The sequence below is a fragment of the Coprococcus aceti genome, assembly GCF_025567285.1.
Taxonomy (GTDB): Bacteria; Bacillota; Clostridia; order Lachnospirales; family Lachnospiraceae; genus Coprococcus; species Coprococcus aceti.
Window position 1 is genome coordinate 51,875 of sequence record NZ_JAOQJT010000011.1, and the last position, 26,919, is coordinate 78,793.

The following is a 26,919-nucleotide window of genomic DNA, read 5'->3' on the forward strand; positions in this document are numbered from 1 at the left end:
CTTTATTTTTTAGCGATAGCAGGCTCTCGCACCGCCAATGTATTTTGCACGGGTTCTCGCCATAACCACATGTGCACTTCCAACCATGCTGTGCTCAGATCTGACCGGAACGGCCACCGGCGCAAGATGCATGCCTATGAGAGTATCTCCTATATCAATGCCTGCCTGTGCCTGTATAGCCTCGATAGCCACTGGCTCCTTCATATCTGCGTATGCCGCTGTGGCAAATGAACCGCCCGCCTTGAGCTGTGGCACAACATTGACTATCGGTATCCTGTTCGCCTTTGCATATTCCTTCTCAACTATTATTGCCCTGTTCAGATGTTCACAGCACTGCGCCGCCATGTAGACACCTGTGTCTTTGAGTTCATCGAGTATTGCTCCCGCTATACATTTGCCGATCTCCTCACTGGAGAATGAGCCTATCCTCATATTTGCAACTTCGCTGGATGAGCAGCCGACCACCAGTGCATCGCCGGGTTCAAGTCCCGCAACTGCAAGAAGATCCTTCACAGCGCCGCGGACCTCATCTTCGATCTCCTTCAAATGGTCAAAGGCTTCTGTTGAAACGCCCTGTCCCGCAGGTCTGAGTCCTTCCTCAATGCTCGTAGGTTCAGCTTTCTCCGGCTCAGAAATATCCTGAACCTCCTCATATTCATCCTTATCTATGGACACCGGCACACCGGTCTTGCCGAGCACAGTCACGCCGCCGTACCATGTGCTGTCCACCTTGAGCACATCGCCCACTTCATATTCCATTGAGTATTCATCTTTCTTTTTTATTATCTTCACCATCTTTGCCATGTCACAGATCTCCTTTCCTGTACATTTGCATTTACATGCGCTTTATTATCTTATATAGAAGAGAGCCATACATAACTCTCATAACCTCTTCGTATTCGTCCCGTGTCACGTACTCTCCGTAGGTCATCATCTCATATGTAACACCGGCTTCTCTGACCTGGTAATCCAGGCAGGACAGGCCATTGCGCTCGTAGAACGCCTTTCTCCGGCACCTCTGGTCGTAATTCGGCGCATTCTCATCAAGGGGCTCGATATTCAGAAACAGCTTCTGATCCGGATACTCTGCTCTCACCTTTTTTAATATTGCAGAGCCGTATCCACCATCTCTTGCCGATTCATCTATCGCAAGGAACATGAGCGTTTTCACCCTGTCATCACCTATCACATATGTCAGTCCGACAAATCTGCCCGAGTCCACAACCGCACGAAACCTCGCCTTTCCCTGTCTGCATCTTCTGGTGAGCATCCACATAGGAGGTCTTTCTTCCCTTGGGAACGCAGTCACGAACAGGTGCTTTACCTGTTTTCTATAATCATCAATATCAACAAATTTTAATTCCATATTATAACCTTCTAAGCTCAGTTGTTCTATCTGTCAACATATTTTATCTGGACATCGCCCGATGCGGTATCGACAATGCACTTGTTTTCATTTGCCATATGGGGCTCAGGTATGTCCACCTCTCCGCTCTTGCTGTTCACAAGGAAACGTTTCTCCGACAAGAATGATATATCCACGTTACCACTCTCCGTCGCAAACCAGAGCATATGTCCATCGCACGCATCTACATTTATATCTCCTGAAGATGTCATGAACTGTCCAACCTTTGCCGCCTTTATATTATACCCCTCAAGCAAACCCTTGCCCGCGGATATTATGACATTGTCGCCGTGGACGTTCATTATCGAAAAGTCGCCGCTGCTGCCATTCACCTTCACACTGTCCGCATCCACAGAAGCCATGGTGACCTCACCGGAATCTGTGACGACATTTACATTTTCTGCGGTTATATTGGACAGATACGCTCCGCCATTCACCTCAGTTACTTCAAATGTCCCACAGGATATCTGCACACTGGACACCAGAGTTCCCGTCTTCGAGGTCATGGATATATCTCCATACTCTCCCTCCGGTATACTCACCACGACATAAGGATCGTCTCCAAAGCCCATGTCTGAGCCAAATGTCCTGTTGTCGGCACAGGTCATGACAAGCGCATCATCCTGCACCATCACGGAATGTATGACGTCGGGCGAATCGAAATATGTGACGTGACATTTGTCATCGTCGGATTCCACCAGTTTCACATCCATGTCGTCTGCCACCTGTATGTTAATGTCCCGGAACTTCTCAGTTATGATCATCTCTTTTTCTGTGTAAGAGTTTTTCGCTTTTGCCTTTTTTTCTTCTTTCATCGTCATACGCGCCTGTCTTCCAAGCCCGGCGGATATGATCACCGCAGTCAGCATGACTCCGACCACCAGAACAACTATGGCCCGCATGATCCATTTTGCAACTTTCAAATGCATTTACCTCAATACAAATATGTTTTACATCCAACCCATTATATATACAAAACGGATGTATTGCAAATCCTGCAATACATCCGCGTGTTGTAACTCTATAATTCTATATATCCAGTGCCATGTGGTTCATTATTTCTTAACCACAGTATTTTTTGCAGCACTCCATGTTGAATAATATGTCACCTTGCCGGTATCCTGTGCCCAAGCGGTCACTTCCGGCATATTCACCGAGGTCAGCATCATAGCCGCCGACAGTGCAAATGCCATAAATCATTTCATCCTTCTCATAAGCCGCTCCTTTTATTCACATAATTTTTTTGACAACATTCTGGAAAAATTATACCGCCGATGGAACCAGGCCCCTCCACTATCTCTGCCTAAAATAGAAAAAATCCACAGGTCGGCTGACATTTGCCAGATATCCTGTGGATCCTTAGACTTCATTATCACTATACAATTATTTCCCCAGCGTGTTCGCCCTGTTGTCGATATTCTTCTGGAAGTTGATGACCTTATGGTCGTATGGCTCATCCATCAGCTTGGACTGGATCATAAAGTCCGCTGTGGCTTTGTTGTTCGCCATCGGTATGTCGTACACCTGAGCGATACGGAGCAGAGCCTTCACATCCGGATCGTGTGGAGCTGCGGTCAGGGGATCCGAGAAGAAAACCACGAAATCTATCCTTCCCTCAACAATCTTCGCACCTATCTGCTGGTCTCCTCCAAGCGGACCGCTGTTGTAGCCCTTCACCTGAAGATTTGTCCTGTCTGTTATCATGCGGGCTGTGGTTCCCGTTCCGCACAGCTCATGCCGGCTCAATATGTTCCTGTTGTCCTCGCACCATTTGATGAGTTCTTCCTTCTTCGCATCATGGGCGATAAGAGCTATTCTCTTCTGCTTTGGTATGGTCATTGTGATGTAATCTGCACTCATGTCTGTACCTCCTGTTCCTGCTATTTGCGAGCATTACTCCCATACCCTTACTCTACCCAATCCATCCATCATTTTCAATATAAAACACTATAATACAGAAAAAATTTACTGCATTATTACATTTGCAATTTTGCCGAACTTTCCTCTGTTTTTTCTCCCATCTGTGTGGTATTCTCTTATAGGACGCTTTATAAATTTAAGTATTCTTACTTATTACATTATTTCATAAAGAGATACACAGACAAAACCATATGTCTGTTCAATTATAGTTTAAGGAGATTCACAAGATGAGAAAAATTGGCTTTGACAATGACAAATATCTGTCCATGCAGTCTGAGCATATCAGAGAGAGGATCGGACAGTTCGGAGACAAGCTGTATCTGGAATTTGGTGGAAAGTTATTCGACGACTATCACGCATCCAGAGTCCTTCCAGGATTCGCTCCGGACAGTAAGCTTCAGATGCTTCTCCAGCTTGCAGACCAGGCTGAGATGATCATATCTATAAATGCTGCCGACATAGAGCGCAACAAGATCAGACACGATCTCGGCATCACTTACGATCAGGATGTCATCAGACTTATAGGCGTATACAAAGAAAAGGGACTGTATGTGAGCAGTGTGGTAATCACCAGATACGCTGGACAGTCTTCTGCGGATGTTTTCCAGAAGAAGCTTGAAGCAATAGGGATCAAGGTTTACCACCACTATTCAATCGACGGATATCCAAACAACGTAGAAAAGATCGTCAGTGATGAGGGATACGGCAAGAACGAGTATGTTGAGACTACCAGACCTCTCGTCATCGTCACAGCACCTGGCCCTGGAAGCGGCAAGATGGCTACATGCCTCTCCCAGCTCTACCATGAGAATAAGCGCGGTGTGAAGGCTGGCTATGCAAAGTTTGAGACATTCCCTATCTGGAATATTCCTCTCAAGCACCCTGTAAACCTGGCATACGAGGCTGCAACTGCCGACCTCAACGATGTGAATATGATCGATCCGTTCCATCTGGAAGCATACGGTGAGACCACAGTCAACTACAACCGTGATATAGAGATCTACCCTGTCCTTGCGGCTATGTTCGAGGGAATCTACGGACACTGCCCATACAAGTCACCTACAGACATGGGTGTCAACATGGCAGGAAACTGCATCGTTGACGACGAGGCTTGTCAGGAGGCTTCAAAGCAGGAGATCATCAGAAGATATTATCAGTCCGTGAACAGATTTGTCAGAGACGAGGCTACAAAGGATGAGGTCTACAAGCAAGAACTCATCATGAAGCAGGCAAAGATCACCGTGGATGACCGCGCCGTTGTCCCTGTTGCTAACAAGCTTGCCGAGGAGACCGGTTCTGCTGCCGCTGCACTTGAGCTGCCAGACGGAACCATCGTCACAGGTTCTACCTCAGACCTTCTCGGACCTTCATCAGCAGTCCTCCTGAATGCCATCAAGATACTTGGCGGCATCGACAAGAAGACACACCTGATTTCAAGAACATTTATCGAGCCTATACAGAAGCTCAAGACTCAGTACCTTGGCAGCAAGAATCCAAGACTCCACACAGACGAGGTTCTCATCGCCCTGTCCATGTGTGCAGTATCAGATCCAAATGCCAAGCTTGCTCTGCAGCAGCTTCCAAAGCTTGCCGGATGCCAGCTTCACACATCTGCCATACTGTCGGCGGTTGATATGAACACATTCAAGAAGCTTGGAATCGAGTTCACGAACGAAGCGGTGTATGAGGGTAGGATGTAAGCGCATAATATTTTCGCATTTTTATGAAAAAACGGCAGAAAGATACAAAATAATTTAAAATTGTATCTTTCTGCCGCTTTTTTGCTGTTTAGCGATAATTTTGTGATATTTTGAACATCCAGCTACTCTTCAGATAAAAACAGTGCGTTATCTCTTCTCCTTATACATCATGAGATGTGCCACCATAAGAAGTGCACTGGATATCCAGATCGACTTGAACCCCAGATGCAGCGTGCACACGCCGCCAGCTCCGGCGCCAAGTGCGAATATGATGATGATTCCATAATAGTGCATGGCCTTTCTGAGTGCCCCAGGCTCTTTGTCCCTGAGGTATACCGACAGACTCTCCGTTCCGCTTCGGAGATTTCCTATACACATCGTGCTGGCATAGCCGTAGCCATTTACCTTTCTGAAAGTCTGAACCTGCATGGAGCAGGCAAATGACACAAGCATCGTGGCGAGCAGATTGAACCTCACCGGTATGAATCCAACCGCAAACAATATCACGATCTCCACCAGCACAACTATCTGTCTCCAATGTATGCGGGATGCATTCTTGTATCTATGGCTTATCCTCTCCGCCACCAGCACGCCAAGTGCAAATGCGATCAACGGAAAAAGGTATCTCAATGCAATCTTAAAATCTCCCATCATAAGATGCTGGCTCATGAGAACCACATTTCCTGTCTGGGCGTTGGAGAACACCTCATCTCTGGCATTGTATGTATATGCATCCTGAAATCCCCCCGAAAGCGCAAGTATCGCACTGAGCAGGAATGTTTCGGATGTCTGTCTGAGTTCTCTGTTCTTTCTTAGCATACGCATCGTCTCTTTTCTATCTATATTTAATATTTGCAGTCTGTCTCATGCAGTAGGTAGTTCCCTGATACAAACTGCAATCCAATTAAACAAGATAACACAAATTCTTTATTTTACAATATGTATTCTTTTATAAACATTCTGTTAAATATCCTTGGCTGTTATTGCATTTTTTACCATAACAAATTATTATACTTACACAACTTGACAAATGCTGGTTCTATGCTATTCTATAGTCATATGGAGAGTCCTGCCAATTATATAAGTGGACATTCAGCAGAATAGCGTCACCTTTCAGGTGAACTATAAAAAGGACTATGTACGCATAGTCCTTTTACATTTTATAAGGAGGCATATTGAAACACGAATTAAAATTATATTGGATAGATATGAAATATATCCGCAATCTACACGCCAAAGATGACAGAATATACAACTCAAGTCCACAACTAGCTAAACATACTCGACCATATATCGGAATTATAGTCACTTGTAATGGTCAAAAATATTGTATACCATTAACATCCTTCAAACCAAAACACGAAAACATGTCTGATAGGATTGATTTTTCTCGAATTATTATAAATAGCAAAATCATCGCCGCTCTCAATTTCAGCAGAATGATTCCAGTTGAAACATCCCAATTATCAAGAATAGATACCAAAATAAGAAAGCACGATACCTCTGAAATTGCCAAAAGAAAGCAACTCTACAGGCAGGAGCTCCAATGGTGTAATGAAAATTACGACAAAATAGTCAACAAAGCCAACGTTCTTTACAACAAATACATGTCCGGCGAATATTTTAAACGAAGGCATGATTGCTTAAACTTCGCAGAATTAGAAAAGATATGCAAGCACTATAATTCACAATAAAAACCGCCACAGTCGGAAACCCATCCGGCTGCAGCGGTTTGCTATCCTTTATATTACAATTTACATTGCCTTCTTATATATCTCAGCGATCTCCTCCTGTGTGAATACCACAGGGTTGTTAGCTATGCTGGCCGCCGAAACCTTCATGCAGTTCTCAGCCATCCAAGGAATATCCTTCTCCTCGATTCCTAGATCTGAAAGCTTGACATCCAGATCAAGATTCTTCAGAAGAGTTCTGATCTTCGATGCCAGATCATCCGCCGTGATACCACCAAATATTCTGGCGATCTTCGCAAACTTGAAGTGATCTCCCTTGTAGGATGCCTCGATGATAACCGGTGTCAGAGCTGCGAGATCTTTGATGTGTATGCCTCCATGCAGTGGCACAGTGCATCAAATCCAACTGCTGCAAGCACATGCTTTGGCATGGTCTTCATGCAGTCCGGATCCACGATGGATACCTTTGCCACGATGGCATTGCATCTGAGCGACTTCTTGTCGCCATTTTCCGGATTGGTGAGAACCGCAAATCCATTTCCCTCTGAACCTGTTCCACAGGTTGTAGGAATAAGCACAAGCGGAAGTGCCGTATCGCTGACCCAAGCGAAAATACAACCTCAACCTGATATCCGGCGGAAAGGGAATGGAGAACATCGTAAGCTGGGTATACATATCAGAGGATATATCCACATCCACATTCTTGAACGGAGGGGAACCTGCGGACTTATTCTGAATACCGGCAGATATATATTTGAGGAGGACATAACCGATGAGATCGTCAGGCTGTGTCACCTATATTCGTTCCCGCTGTTCACCATGCCATGGGACACAAGGATATTTGATATAACCCACGACTACTACAACAGGATATTTGAAGACTCCAGGGATGATGGCAACATGACCGCAGCATTCCAGAATATTCTCATGGGGAATTCTCTGACCGACGAGCAGACTGACACACTAAGAGGCTCCGGATTCAACAATGGCTGCTACAACGTTCTGTCCATCGATACAGAAGCAACAGATGATTTCATGTATATCCTGCAGAAGGTCTGCAACAATACAGATCTTGTCTTTCATGCATTTGTATATGATGGCAGTCCGACAGTTATCCTGAGATGCCCTTCCTCCGGATCCATCGCAGACAAATGTAGTGACATCGCAGAGCAGCTCGGTGGTGTCATAGAGTACGACAAAACCCATCACTCAGCTCTGACGGACACTCTGTACGAATATCTTAAGTGCAGCGGCAGTGTTCAGCACATCTCTGAGAAAATGTTCTGCCACAGGAATACGATAAATTACAGGCTCCGGATAATAAAAGAAGAGCTGGAATATGATCTCTCCAATGCGGAGGTCAGATTCCAGCTCATGGCTGCATATAAGCTCAGAGAGATACGAAAAGTATAACTCTCTCCAATTATATCCATTACATAAAATGTGCATACACCGACGCGAGTATGACCGTGAGTATTCCTGTAACTGCAATCGACAGACTACTCATGGCTCCTTCAACCTCGCCGATCTCCATAGCCTTGGCAGTTCCGATGGCATGGGCTGATGATCCCAGGGCAAGTCCCTTTGATATAGGTTCTTTGATACGGAATATCTTGAACACGATCTCTCCGATTATATTGCCGATCACTCCGGTCACAACTATGACTGCAACCGTGATGGTCACATATCCGCCAAGCTCTTCCGAAACACCCATTCCGATAGCTGTGGTTATGGACTTCGGAAGAAGTGTCACATAATCTTTATGGGAAAGTCCCATGACCTTGCACAACACAAGGACTGTAGTCAGACTCGTTATAACTCCGGCAACTATACCGCCGAGCACAGCCTTATAATTGTGCTTTAAAAGCTCCCACTGCTCATAGAGTGGGATTGCAAGACACACTGTAGCCGGTGTGAGGAACCAGCTCAGATACTTTGCGCCTTCATTGTACACATCGTAATCCACATCAGCCACAACCAGAACCACTATAGTCACTATGATGGACACCAGCAGTGGATTAAGTATAGCTATCTTAAGTTTCTTTTTAAGTACACTTCCAAACATATATGCCAGAAGGCTTATAGTCACCCCTGCAAATATGGACGATTCAAACATATCACTCATTTTCAGTCTCCTTCTTCCTGTCTCTCCTTATTATAAGCTGTGATACCCAGCCTGAAGCAAGCATGACCGTTATGATAACGACCACCGTTATAACGCTGACTGGCACAAGCACAGGCTTAAGCGTTCCCCACGACGACATAAGGCCCACACCGGCTGGTATGAACATAACCGGCATGATCTCTATGAGAAACTTGCCCACACTCTTCACATCGTCCAGCTTGAGGATCTTGGTCTGTAGGCAGATAAACATGATAACCATACCATATATACTCGCCGGAATCGGTAGTGGAACTATGTACTTAAGTATCTCACCGATAAAGGATATGGCGAGGATTATAAGAAACTGCTTCAAATATTTCATCTTTTTTGTCTTCCTTCTATATATTTATCATGCACATATGGAGCAACAATTCATAACTTTGGTATACATGCCTGTATACAGCCTCCGCATGTCGGGCCTTTTTCACAAAAAAGGAGGTTCGATACACAGATATAATTACTCTGTATATTCAAACCACCCTTTAACCCTTTGATTATTATATTCTCACTCTGATTTTATTCAATAGAATATTCTGCTTTTTCTAATTTTTGATAAATATAACAAATTTTTTAATTCAATCTGAAAATATTTCGTAAATATTTCTATTGACTATTATTTTTTGCAGGAATCTCATCCTATGAATTTTTCATGATCACTGTGTTCACAATATCCGCCGCATGCTCGCACACATCCATACAGTTCTCTATGCAGGCATATATGTTTTTCCACACGACCACAGTCCTAAGGTCACTCTCACCGTACAGTCTGTGCATATTCTCCACATACAATCTGTCTCCCTGCTCCTCAAGATCATTTACCCTGATTATGCTCTGCCCAATGGTCTTTGAACTTTTGAATCTCTTCAATTCTCCGATCACATCCTGCAGTGCCTTGATGCACTCGAGGAGCAGTTCTACCATCTGGGGTACATCCTCTCTGATAGTATCCACATTGCACATATAAATCTGTAGGAACACATCCTCAACAGCATCGGTAATATCATCCAGATAGTTAGACAGGGCAACCAGATCCTCCCGTTCAATCGGTGTTATGAACGCCTGACTGAGCACAGTCATCATCTTATGTTTCTTGCCATCGGCCTTCTGCTCAAGCTCATGCATACGATCAAGATTTTCCTTGATGGTGTCCACCGAAAAATCCACGACTACGTTCTTCAGAAACTCCGCAGCCTGATACGAGATCTCCACACATGTATTCAGATTTTTAAAATAAAACTCGTCCTTTTTCTTCTTCATAGTTTTTCTCCTTATAATAAAAACTCTGTGTTTGTAGGTGGTTGAAAAACTCATACGCTGCAATCGTGTAAGTGATTTTTGCATTACCAAATCAGGGGAATACGCAGCCGCCGGTCCTTAGGTGGAGCCTCAAGCGGCACCTTAGTACCGCTGCAGGCTAAGTTAAGTGGGAACGACCCCTGATTGGTATGTCAAAATATCACTTGCACTTCTCAGCCTGCATTTTCAACCACCTACAAACTACCCCAGCCACACGATCAGCAGCTTTGCCATGCCATATCCTATGACACCGCAGCCAGGGAATGTGAGCACCCAGGCGAGCACCATATCACGCACCACCTTGAGGTTGATCGCAGATGCCCTCTTCTCAGCACCCACGCCCATGATGGCTGTCGTCTTCACATGGGTGGTGCTGACCGGGATTCCACATACCGTCGAGAGCAGGATACAGAGTGCCGCCGACAGATCAGCCGCAAATCCCTGATATTTCTCAAGCTTTACCATATCCATTCCAACAGACTTGATGATCTTCTTTCCTCCAATTGATGTTCCAAGTCCCATGACAACCGAGCAAAGTATCATCATCCATATTGGTATCATTACATTTTCTGCACTGCTCTGTCCATTTACGAGAAACAGCCCAAGCAGGAGAACTCCCAGGAACTTCTGACCGTCCTGGGCTCCGTGCATGAATGCCACCGCCGCCGAGCCGGCCACCTGTGCTTTTGAGAAGAAAGCATTTGTCTTTCTTCTGTCAAAGCGGTAACAGATAACCGCGAGCAGCTTGCACACCACAAATCCGACTGCGAATCCGAGAACGGTTGACAGCACAAGACCATATATTACTTTTATCCACTCTGAAGGATTTACACCGTCCAGTCCTCCCTGAAGTGCTATGGCTGCGCCCGTAAGTCCGGCTATCAGTGCATGGCTCTCACTTGTTGGTATGCCAAATGCCCATGCACCGATTGCCCATATTACGATCGCCGTCATTGCCGCACACAGAGCGATCATAGCTGAGTCTGTGTCACCGCCGAAATTCACCATGTTCTTGATAGTCATGGCTACCTTTGAATTGACAAGCGACATGATAAGCACCCCAAGGAAATTGCAGGCAGCCGCCATAATTATCGCCTTATCCACATCTATACATCTGGTAGACACACACGTCGCTATGGCATTTGGTGCATCCGTCCATCCATTTACCAGAATTACTCCAAGTGTCAGCAGGACGGCGATCAAAAGCGCCGGATGGCTCACAACCTGCTCTGCAAAATATGAAAATGTAATATTCTCCAGCATGTCTATCTCCTATTATCCTGTATGGCCTTAATGATCTGTATTATCGCAGTTGGTGCAAATGCAAGTCCCGCTATCTTCAGCACATCCGCTGCTCCAAGACTTACCACGCTGAACAGACTGTGAAGTCCCGGTATGAACAGGACCGCAGCCAGAAATGCCACTCCGGCTAAAAATGCATATACGCTGTATTTATTTGATCTAAATCCAAGCTTAAACATCGACTCCTCACTTCTGCAGTTAAAACCGTGGAACAGTCTGGCAAGTGTCAGTGTTGCAAATGCCATGGTAGTGGCTTTTGCCGGACTCACCGGCAGGCCAAGATGGAATGCTGTCATGGTCGCTATAGCGATGAGAAGGCCCTCCGAGAGCATCTTTGCCATAAAGTCAGATGTCAGTATTCCCTTCTTAGGATCCCTCGGTTTTTCTGAGAGCAGCGATGGATCAGCCGGCTCCATTCCTATCGCGAGCGCAGGAAGAGAATCTGTGAGCAGGTTGATGAATAACAGATGTACAGGTGCAAACGGAACAGGCAGGGCAGCTATCGAGGTATAAAGCACCGCCAGTATTCCAGCTGTGTTTCCTGACAGCAGGAACAGTATCGCATTCTTTATGTTCCTGTATACATTTCGTCCATTTGACACCGCCTTGATGATGGTTGCAAAGTTGTCATCTGACAGTATCATAGCCGCCGCGTCCTTGGACACCTCCGTGCCGGTTATTCCCATGGCAACACCTATGTCTGCTTTCTTGAGTGCAGGGGCATCATTGACACCATCGCCTGTCATGGCTACTATATTGCCGTTCTTCTGCCATGCATCGACTATCCTTATCTTATTCTCCGGTGACACCCTGGCATATACAGATATCTTTGTTATGTCACGTGCAAGCTCCTCATCAGACAGAGCGTCAAGCTCCTCTCCCGTGAGTGCCATGTCCCCATCTTCGTATATTCCGATCTGCTTCGCTATGGCAACCGCTGTGATCTTGTGGTCTCCAGTTATCATGACCGGCTTTATGCCCGCACGCCTTGCATCGGCAACCGCTGCCATAGACTCCGGGCGTGGCGGATCCACCATGGACACAAGTCCAAGGAATGTAAATCCATACTCAGTATCAACTCCCAGTACCTCATCACTTTCCTTATATGCAAATGACAGTACACGGAGGCCATTCTCTGAGAATGCCTTGTTCTGAGCCTTGATCTTCGCTTTTTCTTCATCTGTCATAGGCTTTACGCCATCGCTGTATCTCACGCTTACGCATCTGTCAAGCAGCACATCAACAGCACCCTTGGTGAGTATGGTCGGAACCCCATGAAGCAGATACTTTGTACTCATAAGCTTTCTGTCCGAGTCGAACGGAACCTCCTCCATTCTGTCCATGCAGTCCCTGAGTACATCCTCCTTCAGACTCCATTTTACAGCCTCCGCAGGAACAGAGGTACCTTTACCCTCCGTCTCCATGCCTGGCATCATGTGGACCTGGCGGAACATCTCAAGCAATGCATATTCCGTCGGATCTCCTATTCCTTTTCCATCCACTATGCTGGAATCATTGGTGAGAACCGCATCATATAGCAGATATCTGTGGAGCTGGTTATGGGAATCAAGCTCCTCCGGCTTGTAAAGTTTTCCATCCAGATATATCTCCTGCACGGTCATCTTGTTCTGTGTAAGTGTTCCGGTCTTGTCTGAGCAGATGACTGACACGCATCCAAGGCTTTCAACCGCCTTGAGGTTCTTGATGATCGCATTCTCCTTCGCCATCTTCTGGGTGCCAAATGCCTGCACGATGGTAACTATCGAACCAAGAGCCTCAGGTATTGCTGCAACTGCAAGAGCGACTGCGAACATCATGGAATCAAGCACCGCCATCTTTCTGTATATACAGAGGACAAATACCAGCGCGCACACGATCATGATGAATGCCGCAAGCCTTGCACTGAACTTGTCAAGGCTCTCCTGAAGCGGAGTCTTTCTCTCCTTTGCCGCATTCATAAGTCCTGCAATCTTGCCGAGCTCCGTATCCATTCCTGTTCCGGTCACAAGCACCTCTGCTCGTCCGTATGTAACAAGACTTCCTGAATACACCATATTTGTCCTGTCTGCAAGAGGCACGGAACCTTCTATTATTGCATCATTCTTTTCCACATTTGTAGATTCTCCGGTGAGTGAACTCTCATTTACCTGGAGTGAGAAGTTCCTGAGTATCCTTCCATCGGCAACTATCATATCGCCCGCCTCGAGCAGCACGATATCACCCGGAACTATCTCGCGGGACGGAAGCTCCTGCTTCACACCATCTCTCATAACTTTTGCATTTGGGGATGAAAGCTGTTTCAAACTGTCAAGCGAACGCTCGGCTTTCACATGCTGCACCGTTCCAAGCACAGCATTCATGACGAGTACCGCCAAGATTACTATGGTACTCTCGATATTGTCAGAAAACATAGAAATGACCGCTGCTATGATCAGTATGATCACCAGCAGGTCACAAAACTGGCTGAGGAACACCTGTAATGTGCTCTTTCTCTTGCCTTCCTGGAGAACATTTTCTCCCTTTTCACTGCGGATCTCCTCTGCCCGCTCCGTCGACAGTCCGCGGCTGTCTGTCTTGAATTCTTTTAGTAATTCATCACCGGAACAGTTCCAAAAATTTTTCTCTGTCATACACACCAGACTCCTTTTCTTCTTAATCTCTGTAAACAGGTTGTGTGTGTCATGCAAAGAAAAAGGAACGAGACCTTCATTGCATGATAAACACACAATAAAAGTCTCGTTCCTTTCAATTTCTATATACACTACTATATATACTCCGAAAGCGTGCGTCCCGGTTCCCTGCACAGGTATGTCCCAGCCAGAAAACGTGATGACGAGATCGCACAACATCTTATAACCGATGTGAACTACTCCCTGATATTTCCGACATAATAACACGGGAACCCTGTGATTGTCAAAGGATTCCCGGCTAGTATTTGGTAAAGAAATTATAAACTTTTAATTCAGAGCATCATAGCCGCTCTCCTTTGTACGGATCTTAGTTGCAGTGCGGATCTCGTAGCTGAATATCTTGCCGTCTCCAACCTCGCCTGTATATGCCGCCTTCTGGATAGCCTCGATGGTCTTCTTCTCCCATTCCTCAGATGACACAACTATCTCAAACTTGATCTTTGGCTGCATCACCACATCTACCTCCGTACCACGGACAAGTTTCTTATATCCTCTCTGTGCCCCGCATCCCATAACCTGAGACACTGTAATTCCATTTACATCTATAGCGTTCAGTGCTTCCTTGACGTCCTCAAAGACCTCCTCGCGCACGATAGCCTCAACCTTTATCATCATAATGATATTCTCCTTTCACTTTGCCAAATTTCCAGAATATGCAGGCAATTGCGAACATAGTATTCTTATTTTGTTGAGCTGATTTAGAACTACCAACTCAGGGATATACGAGGGCGCCGGTCCTTAGGTGGTGCCCCCAGGCAGCGCCTTAGTACCGCTGCAGCCTGAGTTAAGCGGAAGCGCTCCCTGATTGGTATTCTAAATCAGTTCAACACTCTATACATATCCAGTTCGCAATTGCATCCTCCTACGAATCAAGTCCATTGAATGTTGGATATGCACTCTCACCATGCTCTGAGATATCCAGACCTACCTTCTCTTCTCTGTCTGTTACACGGAGTGGTGTGAAGAGTCTCACGATTCCAAGACAGATAAGTGTTCCGACTACGGCTACCGCGATCGTAACCACAATGCCAACAAGCTGCATCAGAAACAAATGTGCATCTCCGAATACCAGACCATCCCAACGAGCTACACTGTTGATCGAGCTCTTTGCAAATAAACCTGTTGCGATACCTCCCCAGACACCTCCGATACCATGACATCCAAATGCATCAAGTGCATCGTCTATCTTCAGCTTACCCTTCAGGAATGATATTGTAAAGCAGCAGATCGGGCTGACAAGTGCACCGATGATGAATGATGACCAGATTGGTACGAATCCTGCACCAGGTGTTATGGCCACAAGACCGACTACAAGGCCTGTCGATGCACCGACCAGGGTAGGCTTTCCATCCTTTATAACATCTATTATCATCCATGAGAGCATTGCGCTAGCACTGGCAATTGCTGTTGTCATGAACGCATGTGCTGCAAGACCATTTGCGCCAAGGGCACTTCCGGCATTGAAACCGAACCATCCAAACCACAGTATAAATGCACCGAGTGCTACAAATGGAATGTTGTGAACTCTGTATGCTGTGTTCTCATATCCCTTTCTTCTTCCAAGGATGATAGAGAATACAAGGGCGCTCACACCTGAGCTTATATGTACTACATTTCCTCCCGCGAAATCAACTGATCCGATCTCTCCGAGGAAACCACCCTGGCCCCATACCATGTGAGCCATTGGGTAATAAACGATGATCGACCAGAGCATGATGAAGAAGAACAATGCCTTGAACTTCACACGTCCGACCAGTGAACCAGTGATAAGCGCCGGTGTGATCATGGCGAACATCATCTGAAATGCAACGTATACAAGGTGAGGTATATTGTCCGCATAAGGGCCAGCCTCATCCATCTTTATCCCGTTGAGTGCAAACCACTTGAGATCTCCTATAACACCTCCGTGGTTCGTGCCAAATGAGAGCGAGTAACCGAACAGCACCCACATGACAACTGAAAGTCCCATGATGGCCGTACATGCCATGATGGTATTTACAACATTTTTCCTCCTGACGAGGCCTCCGTAGAAAAATGCAAGTCCGGGTGTCATGAAGAACACCAGAGCCGCACAGATCATAATAAAACCAGTATCTCCCGTATTCATAGTTTCTTCCTCCTTAACCTTTATTCACCCGAAGGATGCGATATCTCATTCTCCCGGTACTACATACGCGAAAAGGCGCCAAACGAATCTTTTCGATTCATTTGACGCCTTTGTCGTGATTTATAATAGCAGACTTCAGAAAATAATGCAAGAGGTAATTTTAAATTGTTTTTCTCAAGCTGTTTTGTTGTTTTTATGAAGTTTCTTAACCAAGTCTTTGTTGTCGGCTCAATTTCGATATACTGGACTTTTTTACGGCGTGCTATCCTACGCCACCCCTGTAGACTCCATTCCAGTCTTGCCAGCTGCTGCCATACTTGCATTTGCCGTAACCGGGATATGTTCCTTATATGCAATTACAACATCCCGCATGGATGGCACTGACACACTCTCTGTCTGCCAGAACCGCTCTGTAACCACGGATATTGCATGTGTGATATGTCTGTAATCATTCTCGCATCCCAGAGCCTCACTGACATACCTGTCATGCATTTCTCTGAGATATTCCACTATGTCTCGCCCATCATCTATGCTTTCCATATTGACACCTACTGAAGATATCGTCTTATTCACATAGTCATGCAGCTCTGTCTCGTACTGGCAGTGTTCTCTAAGATTCCCAGGAAATATACTGTTGTGCGGATATGTGAATGAATCTGCCACGTAGTGAACAAGCTTTCCGAGAAGAAAGCTCTGTCTTATAGTTCCCATTCCGCCTTTTTCAAGTTTCTTTGTGAGTTTATTTGTAAGTTTTTCCATATACTTTTGGACATTTTCATAGTTGTGTCCTCTAAGCTTCTCCTCGCCATGGATGCTGCCCCTGAAATAAGTCAACATATTGATATCCGGCTCTATGCTGCCAAATATGAACGCCGCCTTCTTCAGCTTAGATGCGCCGGCATCCATATGATCCATAATATATCTGCTCAGATTCATGTGGTCTGCTGTTCTCATATTTAACGCCTCCTGCCTGTTCTGCCATCAAGCACAGCTTGATAAGCTTCTCATGTACAAATGTATCCTCTATACCTTTTTCGTTGTATATAGTGTAAACGATAGATATAAAATCCACAGGAAGAAACTATAAATACTTTCTAAATAGACCGTAAAATATTCAGAAATTCATGGCAATTAAGAGAGTTCCAGCAGTGATGCATACCACGCCAACAGCCGCTTTCTTGGTCAGCTTTTCATGGAACACGATTCCTGAAAATGCAATGGTGATGAGCATGCTCAGCTTGTCTATCGGTACTACCACGCTTGCCGGTCCGTCCTGAAGTGCCCTGTAATAACACAGCCAGGATGCTCCCGTGGCTATTCCGGAGAGCGCAATAAACAGCAGCTACTTCATCTCTATGCCATTTATCTCATGCTGTTTTCCTGACACAAACACCATAAGCCAAGCCATGACAAGAACCACCGTTGTCCTGATCGCCGTGCCCAGATTTGAGTTGATATCCGATATCCCTACCTTGCCGAGTATCGCTGTCAGACTGGCAAAAACAGCTGAGAGCACGGCGTACAACAGCCAGCTGCCATGCAAAAGTCCCATTCCCCGCTGTTTCTGTGCCACACTGCCACCGTCTGTTGACATATGTTCGACATCTTTCCCTGACAGCTCCTGATCATCTGCAGTTTTCTTTTGGTGATCATAAGCATAGTGCCCACACCTATCATAACTATTGAGATACCCTTAACCCAGGTGATCCCCTCATGTAGGAATATAAGGGCAAGCAGAATCGTGAGCACGGTGCTTGATTTGTCTATGGGAACGACCTTGTTGATATCCCCTTTCTGCAGCGCCCTGAAATAACACAGCCAGGATGCGCCGGTTGCAAGGCCGGAGAGGACCAGAAAAAGCAAAGTCTTGCCGCTGATATATGTGTCTGCAGTCCAGGCTCCTGTGACAAGAACCATCAGCCAAGCAAACAGCAGAACCACAACTGTCCTTATGGCCGTCGCCACATCAGAATCCGTCTTTCTTATACCGCATTTTGCAAGTATCGCCGTGATTCCCGCAAAGAACGAAGAACCAGCAGCAAATAATATCCACATTTTACGCGCCTCCCATTTATATGTGACCGTAAGACACACTTACATTTATCATTTTGTATCATCTTTATAGCTAACAGGAAAATGATTAGAAAAAATTTTGATCTTTGATTAAGGTTGCGGGCGTAACAGTTACTGCAAAGTGATTTATTCTACAATGGCGGCGTCCGTCAGTCTGGAATAGTGAGCAGTATATTTCCGTAAAAACAGCAAAGCCGCCCGGTTTCGGACGGCAAATTGGCACAGGCTGTGTTTTATACTCCCCAAAGCAAAGCCAAGCACTTTTCTATTGCATATAAGTTCAAATCCTTGTTTTCTCGCTTTTCTCAGTCTACCCGCAGCATACGGTAACCGACGCCGATATGCGTCTGAATGTATTGCGGACTGTCCTTTTGCGACTCCAGCTTTTTGCGCAGGGTCGCCATAAACACCCGCAGAGAAGCAATATCTTTTTCCCAGCTGCTGCCCCAAATCTGCTGCGTGATATAGGTGTGCGTCAGCACCTTTCCGACATTATGAGAGAGCAGACACAAAAGCTTGTATTCAATCGGGGTCAGGTGCAATTCCTCCCCATTTAGATAAGCGCAGCCGGCAGCATAATCAATTTTAAGCTTGCCGTTTTGAAAAACGGGTGAGTCGGCGTCGCCGCTTGCCTGAAGCAGCAGCAGCCGTCTTTGCGTGACCCGAAGGCGTGCCAAAAGCTCCTCTACGGAAAAGGGCTTTGTCAGATAGTCGTCCGCCCCGGCATCCAGCGCCGTGATTTTGTCTTTATCCTCGCTGCGCGCACTGATCACAATAATGGGCATATTTGACCATGAGCGGATGCTTTCGATCACCTGTGTGCCGTCAATATCCGGCAACCCCAGATCCAGCAGAACGATATCCGGGTTATGGGAGGTCGCTTCTATAATAGCGCTGTGTCCGTTCTCCGCGGTCAGGTAGCGGTAATCGTGCGCCTTTAATGTTGTTACGATCAGATTGCGGACGGGACGGTCGTCCTCCACAACGAGAACAAGGGGTTTATTCATTCAGAGTCACCTCGCTGAGCGGTAAAGTAAAGGTAAATATGCAGCCGTGCGGTACGTTATCCGTAAGCGTCAGCGTTCCGCCGTGCAGCTCTACGATAGATTTACACAGGGTAAGCCCGATCCCGAAGCTTCTGCGGCTGTCTGCGACGGTATTTTTTCCGGTGTAAAACATCTCAAAAATATGCGGTTTCATATCGTCTGCAATTCCGTTTCCGTTATCGGCGACTCGGATCACGGCATCCCCGCCCTGTTTTTCGGCACTTACGCAGATCTCGGAGCCTTGTTCGGTATATTTCAAAGCATTATCAATAAGGTTGACAATGACCTGCACGATAAGATGTGCGTCCATACGGGCAAGGATCAAATCGTCGCACCTTACCGTCACCTTGTGTCCGACGGATTTTTTCTTCAAGTGCGAAACGGCTTCGTTAACCACTTCGTCTACAAGCTGGTCGGTAAGCTCCAGCTTCAGGCGTCCGTCATTCAGCCGTGTAACATACAGCAGATTTTCCACCACGCCGATCAGCCATTCGGAATCGTCATAAATATCTTTATAGATCTGCTGCTTGGTTGCTTCGTCCAGGCAGTTTCCGTTATGCAAAAGCGTGTCCGCATTACCCGAAACGGAGCAAAGCGGCGTACGCAGATCGTGTGAGATCGACCGCAAAAGGTCGGCGCGCAGCTGCTCGCTTTTTGCAAGATCTGCCGCCCGTTCCTTTTCGGCGGCGTTGTGAGCATTATCCATTGCCAGCGCACATTCGTTCACAACCGAAAGTACGATGCTGCTCTCAAATGAATCGGGCTTTTCGGGTTTCATCGGTATCCCGATTACACCGTATACTCTGCCGCCTGCACGGATCGCAAGATAAAGACATTCGGATTTTCCAAACTGTGCTGTCGCTGCTCCTGCACGGCAACCGTTTTGAAGCACCCATTCTGCGGTCTGCCGCTCTGCATCGCTTAGCAGCTTTTCAGCGTGTATATCCTTTTTTTCGGCATACAGCCGCCCGGACAACATTCCGTTTTCGCCTTTCGTATAGGCAACAATGCTTCGGTCAAGCAGCCGAGAGAGCTGCATACAGGTCACGCTTAAAACATCATCGTTGCTTTTTGCTTTTTGCAGCAGACGATCAGTGTCGAACAGCACCTGCACACGGAACGCGGAGCGAGCCGAGAGCCTTGCATGATCTTTCAGCTTCGAGGCAAGCGTGCCGGTGAGAACGGAAGACGCCAGCATGACTGCAAAGGTAACGGGATAGCCTACGGCATATGTCTGAAAGGACAACCTGGGTTCGGTAAGGAAAAATCCGAACAATACAACACTTAGAAGTGAGCCTGCCATACTGCAAAGGTATCCTTTGGTCAAAACGGAGATCATCAGCACGCCTAGGATGTATACCGTAACGATATTGGTATCGGGAAAGTCGAGATGGTCGAACAGAAACCCGATCGCCGTACATACGGCAAGCGCCAGGACGGTCACGGCAATATCCCGCAGCGACGGTATCTCTGCACCTAAGAACAGACGGCGTCTGTGCGGCTTTGTGTAGTTCAGTGCATCGGGAATAATATGAATGTCAACATCGGGGGCGGAGGAGATCAGCTTTTCAGTGAGAGTCGGTCTTCCGAACAGCCATCTGCGTCTGGCACTGCTTTGCCCGATCACAATTTTTGTGACATCGGAAAGCCTGACATATTCCGAGATCTGCAGCGGTACATCCTCGCCGTGCGTCATAACGATCTCGGCGCCGAGCCTTTGCGCGAGCTGTATGTTCTGCGAAAGTCGGGACTGATCCTCATCATTTATGACCGTATCCGTCTGCACATAGATGGCGGTAAATCTTGCATGAAGGGTCTTAGCCATCTTTGCGGCGGTGTGTATGATTCTTGCATTGGACGGCGAAGAGGATAGGCAGACAAGGATATGCTCGTCTGTATCGAATTTTGACTGTTCGTTTTGTACTTTCATCGGTTTCACCGCCATTTTTATTTTATTATTATACAGTAAAACTGTAAAAAAATCTACCGCAGTCTAAAAATCATTCTTCTGCCCATCGGAAAGAATAATATCGACATTTCCGTGCGTTTCACGAAAACGGCGGATCTCACATAATATTTCACTTTCGGACAGCCCCTGCGGCAGCAGAATTTCGGAAGGCTCACGGGATTCGTTTTCCTTTAACAATGCTTTTCTGTTTTCTTCAAGAAATCGATCCAGCCTGCTCATAAGATAAAATCCGAAAGCAAATATGCCAAGCAGGCTGACGATCAGCAATAGTTCAGCCATCCTCACTCACCTCTGTTAAATGCGAAAACACTTTTGCAGTTCTTTGTAAGCACCGAGAACCAAAAGAGTGGTCTTGTTCGTAAGAACGGTTTCCGGTGAAACTGCCATATTGATTTTCCCGTTCTCCTTGGTCGCCATGATATTGATGCTGTATTTTCTGCGGATATCCAGCTCTCCGACGGTTTTTCCGATCCACCCCTCCGGAACCTCTACCTCAAAAATGGCATGAGCCTCATCGACCTCGATGTAATCCCGTATGTGATCGGCGGTGTACCGAATAGCAGCCCAATTTGCTACCTGTTTTTCTGGGTAAACGACCTCGTCCGCTCCGTTACGCAGAAGAAATTTCTCCTGCACATCACGCTCGGCACGGGATACAACTAATTTTGCGCCGAGTTCTTTCAGCAAAGAAGTGGTTTCCAGCGAATTTTGAAAATTTCCTCCTATGGTGACTATGCACACATCAAAGTTTCCGATTCCGAGCGACTTTAAAAATTCCGTGTTTGTGCTGTCACCTATCTGTGCGTTAGTAACGATCGGCAGAATTTTATTGACCCTTTCTTCGTTGCTGTCTACCGCCATCACCTCATGCCCGAGCTTATTCAGCTGCAAAGCGATATGCCTACCGAATCTGCCGAGACCTATCAACAATATGTTTTTCATAATATAGTAACTCCTTTATCCGACTGTGATATTTTCGAGCGGCAGCTTTGCACCGCTCTGATTTTTATTGGAGATCGCCGCGTAAATCAGGGTAAGTCCGCCAACTCTGCCGAGATACATCAAGACGATCAAAATAAGCTGAGAAAGAACACCGAGCTGCGGTGTGATCCCAAGGGTAAGCCCGACCGTTCCGACAGCGGACGCCGTTTCGTAAAGGCAGGTGCTAAGCGGCAGACCTTCTGCCGTGCTGATAACAATGCCGCCGACAAAAAACAGCAGGAAATACATTACGGCAACGGCTGCGGCGTTTTTCACTGCCGAACCGTCAATGCGCCTGCCGCAGACTTCGACATCGTCCTTTTTGCAACAGACGGAGAATGCACTCAGAATCAGAACGGCAAGCGTGGTCGTTTTCATACCGCCTGCCGTGGAGCCGGGCGATCCGCCGACGAGCATCAGCAGAATCATAATTGCCTTGGAGGAACCGGTCATAGCGGGAAGATCGGCGGTATTGAAACCGGCGGTTCTCGGTGTGACAGACTGAAAAAGCGACGCAAGAATCCTTTCGGCGAGCGGCAGCCCCGTAAAATCACAGAAGAAAAAGAATACTGCGGGAGCGATAATGAGGATTGCCGTTGTTACCAATATGACCTTACTTTGCATACGGTATTTTTTGAAATGCCACTTGTTTGTGTAAATATCATCCCAGGTCAAAAATCCAATACCGCCCACAATAATTAAAAGCATAATTGCAATGTTTATTGTAGGCTCTCCGATGTATCCCGTAAGAGACGGGTATTTGTTTTCTGCGGTGCCGAGTATGTCAAAGCCGGCGTTGCAAAAGGCGGAAATCGAATGAAATGCCGCCATCCAAATTCCCTTGATACCGAAGTTTCCGCAAAATGTCGGCAGCATGACGATCATTCCGATAAGCTCGATCAAAAAAGTTCCCCGTACAATAAAGCGGGTCAGGCGGACGATCCCGCCGACCTTCGGGGCAGAGATGGCGTCCTGCATGGTACTGCGCTGCATCAGCGATATTTTTCTGCCGGACAGCATGGCGAAAAATGCCGCAACTGTCACAACACCGAGCCCGCCTATCTGGATCATCAGCAGTATTACCGTCTGCCCGAAAGCGGACCAATAACTGCCCGTATCCTGCACGACCAGCCCCGTAACGCAAACGGCCGAGGTCGATGTGAACAGCGCCTCGTGAAACGGCGTAACAACTCCGGCAGTCGATGAAAACGGAAGCATCAATATCAGTGCTCCGAGCAGAATAACCCCGGCAAAGCCCAAAACGATCAGCTTAAAGGATGACAGTCGCTTTTTTCTATGTGTAATTTCAGACATATATACTTCTCCTATTTTTGTTTGTTTACAAAGAGTATATCATGAAATATAAAAAAACGGTGTAATGATCCGGTGTGCTGTATTAAGATTGCATTAAGGCGCTCATTCTTTGAAAAAACAGCGCAGAGTATAGCAAACGCCGAAGGAGCCATATCAATTCTGACAGAACTCGGCATCATATCATGATCAGACATTCGAATAAAATATCCCCATATAATTTCTGGGAATAAATAATTTCAGAATTATATGGGGCATTTTATGTCTGTTCTATATTTCTACTAATAAATTATTCACATAAACATATCTATCATAGATAATCATACTCTTTACAAAAGGCCCTTAACGTCCTCCGCGATCATCTCTGCATCAAGACGATTATCCTTAAGAACCTCTTCGACATCGTACCTGTCAAGGAATTCCTTCTTGAGACCATAATTCAGTACCTTCATATCAGAATCACCGTAGAATCTTGCAATCTTCTCACCGAATCCGCCGTCCAGTATACCATCTTCAATAGTGATGACAACCGAGTGGTCTGCCTTGAGGCTTTCGAGAAGCTCCTCGTCAAGCCCTGTGATATAGTAAGGATTGATGACAGTGGCATCTATTCCAAGCTCACTCTTCATCTCGTCTGCCACGACATTTGCCAGACTATAGAAGGTCCCAAGGCCGAGTAGGGCAACCTTGCTTCCCTTCTGTGTCACCTCATATTTATTCAAATCTCCAAAGTTCTTCGTAACAGGTCTTCCACTTACCATCGCACCACCTGGAAGCTTGATGGCCACCGGATGCTCATTCTGCTCTATGCTCCAGTCAAGCATAGCAATATACTCTTCCTTTGTTGTCGGAGCAAGATATACAAGATTCGGGATATTTGAAAGCATTGGGATATCCTGAAATCCCAGATGTGTCACATCATTCATTCCATATACAGATCCTGCAAATGTCACTATAGTGGCTGCATTGTTGTTGATACAGAGATCCTGAGATATCTGGTCAAATGTTCTCTGCACAAATGAGCTGTACACACCGAACACCGGCTTTCCGCCGCCTGCTGCAATTCCTGATGCAAGAGCCACCGCTGTCTCCTCTGCGATTCCCACGTCGACAAACTGCTTTCCGGCCTCACGTCTCTTATCCTCTGTAAATCCTATAACTGTCGGTGTTCCAGCTGTGATGGCAACGACCTTTGGATCCTTCTTCATCTTGTCAAGCAGGTAATCACAGGACACGCTTGAGTAGTCCTCCTCGTCACCTTCAAATAACGATCTTCCTGTCTCTATGTCAAATGGTCCGCTGTAGTGCCACTGCTCCTTGTGCTCCTCGGCTGGGGCATAACCCTTTCCCTTGAGGGTTCTGATGTGGACCACAACAGGCTTCTTTGAATCTTTTACCTTCTGGAATGTGTCTATGAGGGCTGCCACATCATTGCCTTCATGCACGTAATAATAATCAAGTCCCATGGCGCGGAACAGATTGCACTCTGCTGTTCCCTTAGTATCTCTGAGTAATTTGAGATTTGTATAGAGTCCTCCGTGGTTCTCAGCTATGGACATATCGTTGTCATTTACAACTATGATGAGGTTGCCATCCAGTTCTTTAGCGTAGTCCAAGCCTTCAAGGGCCTCTCCTCCTGACAGGGAGCCATCGCCTATCACCGCTATCACATTGCCCTCTGCGCCCTGAAGGTCCCTTGCCTTTGCAAGGCCTGCAGCCAGACTGATGGATGTTGAAGTATGTCCAACCGTGAAGAAGTCGTGCTCGCTCTCATGCGGGTTGCTGTAACCAGTCACATCATCATAGTGCTCCTCATAGAGGTAGGCATCCTTTCTTCCAGTAAGCATTTTATGAGGATAGCTCTGGTGTGACACGTCATACACAATCTTATCCTTAGGTGACTCAAATACATAGTGAAGTGCTATGGTTGCCTCAACCATACCAAAGTTTGGCCCAAAATGTCCGCCGTGTTTGCTGGCTCTGATGAGAAGTGCATGTCTCATCTCGTCTGCAAGTGTTCCCATCTCGTCTACTGTCAGTTTCTTTACATCCTGTGGTCCGTTGATATTTTCAATATACATTTTTTCTTTATCCTCCTGTTTTTACATAGTGCATTCGCCATCGGTAATTTTCCCGTCCCATACAAGCTTGCCGGTCTTCACGGCCTCCTCATATTTGGATATCTTGTAATGTAATCTATCCATGGTGGCTTCAATCTGTTTTCTCTGCTCCTCAAGTTTCTCATACTGCTCCTTAAGGAGATCCAGCCTCGCGCCAAATGTAGCATCTCCCATCTGGAACAGTTTTACATATTCAATAAGCGCCTCTATCGGAACACCAGCATTTCTCATGCATACAGTGTGTTCAACCCAATCGACATCCTTTTCCTGATAATCCCTGTTACCGTTAGCATTTCTAGCAACAGGAGGGATAAGCCCAACCCTCTCGTAATACCTGAGCGTATCAGCGGTGATATCAAACTTTTCACTTACTTCTTTGATAGTCATATTGCCACCTCTTTCCTAATTTCAAGAAAACCTTTCTATTTATAGCTATATGCACTCACACAATACCTATATGTTACATTGAATATATCACTTGGAGCTCACTCCAAGTCAACCCCCAATTTTCACCCCTTATGGGGACGGAGGTGCCTGACCCCATACAGGATATAAAAGAGGCGGGCAACGTAGTTACCGCTGTCCGCCTTTATATACATGAATATGTAAATTTTTATGCTACGCACTGATTCCAACTGTCGAGCAGATGTTTACTGCAATGATATCATCCACTGTTACACCAAAGATGGCGGCCAGAATGATCAGGTTATCTACGGTTGGCATAGCCATACCCTTCTGCCACTTGTATATCGCATTTGGAGTGGCAAATCCAAATATATCCTGCAGATCCTTTACAGAAAAACCTGCATTCTGTCTAAGCTTCACAATATTTCTGCCTGTTCCTGTCATGTCAATTGTTGGTACATTACACATAATACTTCCCTCCCAAAATTCTCATCTCATCTGCATTGCTACAATTGTGACAGATTTCTTCTTCACAAAGACGAGTTAAAAAACACGCAAAAAACGCCCATCCACATGAATACTTCTATAATACTCACATGGATGGACGCTTTTTCGTACATCATGATTCCAATCTATAAATGCTGATAGATCTGGCTGATCTCAGTCTATCGAAACCTATCTGATCTGTTATGTATTTGCTCAGATCATTCAGGTCAGCATATTTGTATGATCATGTTCC

The 26,919-nt window shown here is 46.2% G+C and carries 27 protein-coding genes and 1 pseudogene; 3 read left to right on the forward strand and 25 right to left on the reverse strand.

All coding sequences use genetic code 11. From position 1 onward, the window contains the following. Positions 1-9 precede the first annotated feature (9 nt). The 5 genes from OCV54_RS12865 to OCV54_RS12885 all read right to left on the reverse strand — a co-directional run bounded on the left by OCV54_RS12865 (position 10) and on the right by OCV54_RS12885 (position 3,265). Positions 10-546 carry a TIGR01440 family protein gene (locus OCV54_RS12865; protein WP_117550523.1) on the reverse strand — a complete coding sequence of 179 codons (537 nt, stop codon included), beginning with the start codon at positions 544-546 and terminating at the stop codon, positions 10-12. 289 nt (positions 547-835) lie between these two features. Next, the gene (locus OCV54_RS12870; RefSeq protein WP_055147780.1) at positions 836-1,366 is read right to left on the reverse strand and encodes a GNAT family N-acetyltransferase; all 531 of its coding nucleotides are present in this window, start codon (positions 1,364-1,366) and stop codon (positions 836-838) included. Between the two features lie 26 nt (positions 1,367-1,392). Further along, positions 1,393-2,328, reverse strand: coding sequence for a DUF4097 family beta strand repeat-containing protein (locus OCV54_RS12875; protein WP_055224429.1), 936 nt, complete (start codon positions 2,326-2,328; stop codon positions 1,393-1,395). A gap of 132 nt (positions 2,329-2,460) precedes the next feature. Further along, entirely contained in the window at positions 2,461-2,598 is a 138-nt protein-coding gene (locus OCV54_RS12880) for a hypothetical protein (RefSeq protein ID WP_015534204.1), read from the reverse strand. Between the two features lie 190 nt (positions 2,599-2,788). Further along, a complete protein-coding gene (locus OCV54_RS12885) occupies positions 2,789-3,265 on the reverse strand; it encodes a methylglyoxal synthase (RefSeq protein WP_015534205.1) in 477 nt (158 codons plus the stop codon). A gap of 287 nt (positions 3,266-3,552) precedes the next feature. On the opposite strand from OCV54_RS12885, the gene OCV54_RS12890 reads away from it, so the two are divergent. After that, positions 3,553-5,025: a DUF1846 domain-containing protein gene (locus OCV54_RS12890; RefSeq protein ID WP_015534206.1), complete on the forward strand. Its 1,473-nt coding sequence runs from the start codon at positions 3,553-3,555 to the stop codon at positions 5,023-5,025. A 147-nt stretch (positions 5,026-5,172) separates the two neighbouring features. Here the strand turns inward: OCV54_RS12890 and OCV54_RS12895 are convergent, their stop codons facing one another. Then, on the reverse strand, positions 5,173-5,844 hold the full coding sequence (locus OCV54_RS12895) for a YoaK family protein (RefSeq protein WP_055224431.1): 672 nt from the start codon (positions 5,842-5,844) through the stop codon (positions 5,173-5,175). 356 nt (positions 5,845-6,200) lie between these two features. Between OCV54_RS12895 and OCV54_RS12900 the strand changes: the two genes are divergently transcribed. Continuing rightward, on the forward strand, positions 6,201-6,719 hold the full coding sequence (locus tag OCV54_RS12900) for a type III toxin-antitoxin system ToxN/AbiQ family toxin (RefSeq protein WP_118649377.1): 519 nt from the start codon (positions 6,201-6,203) through the stop codon (positions 6,717-6,719). A gap of 60 nt (positions 6,720-6,779) precedes the next feature. Here the strand turns inward: OCV54_RS12900 and OCV54_RS14760 are convergent, their stop codons facing one another. Beyond that, positions 6,780-7,106, reverse strand: a complete 327-nt coding sequence (locus tag OCV54_RS14760) for a dehydroquinate synthase/iron-containing alcohol dehydrogenase family protein (RefSeq protein ID WP_055224433.1) — start codon at positions 7,104-7,106, stop codon at positions 6,780-6,782. Next, positions 7,061-7,294, reverse strand: a complete 234-nt coding sequence (locus OCV54_RS14765; RefSeq protein WP_055224435.1) for an iron-containing alcohol dehydrogenase — start codon at positions 7,292-7,294, stop codon at positions 7,061-7,063. The genes OCV54_RS14760 and OCV54_RS14765 overlap by 46 nt, the downstream gene beginning before the upstream one ends. Before the next feature lie 241 nt (positions 7,295-7,535). Between OCV54_RS14765 and OCV54_RS12910 the strand changes: the two genes are divergently transcribed. After that, complete coding sequence (locus tag OCV54_RS12910; protein WP_015534209.1) at positions 7,536-8,129, forward strand: helix-turn-helix domain-containing protein; 594 nt, start codon at positions 7,536-7,538, stop codon at positions 8,127-8,129. A gap of 19 nt (positions 8,130-8,148) precedes the next feature. Here OCV54_RS12910 and OCV54_RS12915 read toward each other — a convergent pair whose 3' ends face one another. The 17 genes and pseudogenes from OCV54_RS12915 to OCV54_RS12995 form a co-directional block, all read right to left on the reverse strand. Continuing rightward, positions 8,149-8,841: an LrgB family protein gene (locus OCV54_RS12915; RefSeq protein WP_015534210.1), complete on the reverse strand. Its 693-nt coding sequence runs from the start codon at positions 8,839-8,841 to the stop codon at positions 8,149-8,151. Continuing rightward, positions 8,834-9,202, reverse strand: coding sequence for a CidA/LrgA family protein (locus OCV54_RS12920; RefSeq protein WP_004850651.1), 369 nt, complete (start codon positions 9,200-9,202; stop codon positions 8,834-8,836). Before OCV54_RS12920 ends, OCV54_RS12915 begins: the two co-directional genes overlap by 8 nt. Positions 9,203-9,516: 314 nt before the next feature. Further along, positions 9,517-10,137, reverse strand: a complete 621-nt coding sequence (locus OCV54_RS12925) for a DUF47 domain-containing protein (RefSeq protein ID WP_015534211.1) — start codon at positions 10,135-10,137, stop codon at positions 9,517-9,519. Positions 10,138-10,377: 240 nt separating this feature from the next. Continuing rightward, positions 10,378-11,439, reverse strand: a complete 1,062-nt coding sequence (locus tag OCV54_RS12930; protein ID WP_015534212.1) for an inorganic phosphate transporter — start codon at positions 11,437-11,439, stop codon at positions 10,378-10,380. A gap of 2 nt (positions 11,440-11,441) precedes the next feature. Next, positions 11,442-14,108, reverse strand: coding sequence for a cation-translocating P-type ATPase (locus tag OCV54_RS12935; protein ID WP_015534213.1), 2,667 nt, complete (start codon positions 14,106-14,108; stop codon positions 11,442-11,444). Positions 14,109-14,435: 327 nt separating this feature from the next. Continuing rightward, the gene (locus tag OCV54_RS12940) at positions 14,436-14,783 is read right to left on the reverse strand and encodes a P-II family nitrogen regulator (protein WP_004850656.1); all 348 of its coding nucleotides are present in this window, start codon (positions 14,781-14,783) and stop codon (positions 14,436-14,438) included. 247 nt (positions 14,784-15,030) lie between these two features. Continuing rightward, positions 15,031-16,275 (reverse strand): ammonium transporter, encoded by a 1,245-nt coding sequence (locus OCV54_RS12945; protein ID WP_015534214.1) that lies wholly within the window; start codon positions 16,273-16,275, stop codon positions 15,031-15,033. A 267-nt stretch (positions 16,276-16,542) separates the two neighbouring features. Beyond that, entirely contained in the window at positions 16,543-17,229 is a 687-nt protein-coding gene (locus tag OCV54_RS12950; protein ID WP_022216743.1) for a zinc dependent phospholipase C family protein, read from the reverse strand. Positions 17,230-17,389: 160 nt separating this feature from the next. Continuing rightward, a pseudogene (locus tag OCV54_RS14870) lies at positions 17,390-18,330 on the reverse strand (EamA family transporter). Positions 18,331-18,653: 323 nt separating this feature from the next. Then, complete coding sequence (locus OCV54_RS12960) at positions 18,654-19,355, reverse strand: response regulator (protein ID WP_022216741.1); 702 nt, start codon at positions 19,353-19,355, stop codon at positions 18,654-18,656. Then, positions 19,348-21,324: an ATP-binding protein gene (locus OCV54_RS12965; RefSeq protein WP_055224437.1), complete on the reverse strand. Its 1,977-nt coding sequence runs from the start codon at positions 21,322-21,324 to the stop codon at positions 19,348-19,350. Before OCV54_RS12965 ends, OCV54_RS12960 begins: the two co-directional genes overlap by 8 nt. A 63-nt stretch (positions 21,325-21,387) precedes the next feature. Then, the gene (locus OCV54_RS12970) at positions 21,388-21,642 is read right to left on the reverse strand and encodes a hypothetical protein (RefSeq protein ID WP_015534219.1); all 255 of its coding nucleotides are present in this window, start codon (positions 21,640-21,642) and stop codon (positions 21,388-21,390) included. A 15-nt stretch (positions 21,643-21,657) separates the two neighbouring features. After that, positions 21,658-22,305 (reverse strand): potassium channel family protein, encoded by a 648-nt coding sequence (locus OCV54_RS12975; RefSeq protein WP_015534220.1) that lies wholly within the window; start codon positions 22,303-22,305, stop codon positions 21,658-21,660. Between the two features lie 15 nt (positions 22,306-22,320). Next, positions 22,321-23,658, reverse strand: coding sequence for a TrkH family potassium uptake protein (locus OCV54_RS12980; protein WP_055224440.1), 1,338 nt, complete (start codon positions 23,656-23,658; stop codon positions 22,321-22,323). A 326-nt stretch (positions 23,659-23,984) separates the two neighbouring features. After that, positions 23,985-25,736: a 1-deoxy-D-xylulose-5-phosphate synthase gene (locus OCV54_RS12985; RefSeq protein WP_055224442.1), complete on the reverse strand. Its 1,752-nt coding sequence runs from the start codon at positions 25,734-25,736 to the stop codon at positions 23,985-23,987. Between the two features lie 21 nt (positions 25,737-25,757). After that, positions 25,758-26,162, reverse strand: coding sequence for a MerR family transcriptional regulator (locus OCV54_RS12990; protein WP_055224444.1), 405 nt, complete (start codon positions 26,160-26,162; stop codon positions 25,758-25,760). Positions 26,163-26,393: 231 nt separating this feature from the next. Then, positions 26,394-26,648, reverse strand: coding sequence for a helix-turn-helix domain-containing protein (locus tag OCV54_RS12995; RefSeq protein ID WP_015534224.1), 255 nt, complete (start codon positions 26,646-26,648; stop codon positions 26,394-26,396). Positions 26,649-26,919 lie beyond the last annotated feature (271 nt).

Coding starts and splice junctions, on each gene's coding strand:
- OCV54_RS12870 (WP_055147780.1), bottom strand. CDS start 1,366: ATGGAATTAAAATTTGTTGATATTGATGATTATAGAAAACAGGTAAAG.
- OCV54_RS12880 (WP_015534204.1), bottom strand. CDS start 2,598: ATGGCATTTGCACTGTCGGCGGCTATGATGCTGACCTCGGTGAATATG.
- OCV54_RS12885 (WP_015534205.1), bottom strand. CDS start 3,265: ATGAGTGCAGATTACATCACAATGACCATACCAAAGCAGAAGAGAATA.
- OCV54_RS12890 (WP_015534206.1), top strand. CDS start 3,553: ATGAGAAAAATTGGCTTTGACAATGACAAATATCTGTCCATGCAGTCT.
- OCV54_RS12895 (WP_055224431.1), bottom strand. CDS start 5,844: ATGCTAAGAAAGAACAGAGAACTCAGACAGACATCCGAAACATTCCTG.
- OCV54_RS12910 (WP_015534209.1), top strand. CDS start 7,536: ATGCCATGGGACACAAGGATATTTGATATAACCCACGACTACTACAAC.
- OCV54_RS12915 (WP_015534210.1), bottom strand. CDS start 8,841: ATGAGTGATATGTTTGAATCGTCCATATTTGCAGGGGTGACTATAAGC.
- OCV54_RS12920 (WP_004850651.1), bottom strand. CDS start 9,202: ATGAAATATTTGAAGCAGTTTCTTATAATCCTCGCCATATCCTTTATC.
- OCV54_RS12925 (WP_015534211.1), bottom strand. CDS start 10,137: ATGAAGAAGAAAAAGGACGAGTTTTATTTTAAAAATCTGAATACATGT.
- OCV54_RS12930 (WP_015534212.1), bottom strand. CDS start 11,439: ATGCTGGAGAATATTACATTTTCATATTTTGCAGAGCAGGTTGTGAGC.
- OCV54_RS12935 (WP_015534213.1), bottom strand. CDS start 14,108: ATGACAGAGAAAAATTTTTGGAACTGTTCCGGTGATGAATTACTAAAA.
- OCV54_RS12940 (WP_004850656.1), bottom strand. CDS start 14,783: ATGATGATAAAGGTTGAGGCTATCGTGCGCGAGGAGGTCTTTGAGGAC.
- OCV54_RS12945 (WP_015534214.1), bottom strand. CDS start 16,275: ATGAATACGGGAGATACTGGTTTTATTATGATCTGTGCGGCTCTGGTG.
- OCV54_RS12950 (WP_022216743.1), bottom strand. CDS start 17,229: ATGAGAACAGCAGACCACATGAATCTGAGCAGATATATTATGGATCAT.
- OCV54_RS12960 (WP_022216741.1), bottom strand. CDS start 19,355: ATGAATAAACCCCTTGTTCTCGTTGTGGAGGACGACCGTCCCGTCCGC.
- OCV54_RS12965 (WP_055224437.1), bottom strand. CDS start 21,324: ATGAAAGTACAAAACGAACAGTCAAAATTCGATACAGACGAGCATATC.
- OCV54_RS12970 (WP_015534219.1), bottom strand. CDS start 21,642: ATGGCTGAACTATTGCTGATCGTCAGCCTGCTTGGCATATTTGCTTTC.
- OCV54_RS12975 (WP_015534220.1), bottom strand. CDS start 22,305: ATGAAAAACATATTGTTGATAGGTCTCGGCAGATTCGGTAGGCATATC.
- OCV54_RS12980 (WP_055224440.1), bottom strand. CDS start 23,658: ATGTCTGAAATTACACATAGAAAAAAGCGACTGTCATCCTTTAAGCTG.
- OCV54_RS12985 (WP_055224442.1), bottom strand. CDS start 25,736: ATGTATATTGAAAATATCAACGGACCACAGGATGTAAAGAAACTGACA.
- OCV54_RS12990 (WP_055224444.1), bottom strand. CDS start 26,162: ATGACTATCAAAGAAGTAAGTGAAAAGTTTGATATCACCGCTGATACG.
- OCV54_RS12995 (WP_015534224.1), bottom strand. CDS start 26,648: ATGTGTAATGTACCAACAATTGACATGACAGGAACAGGCAGAAATATT.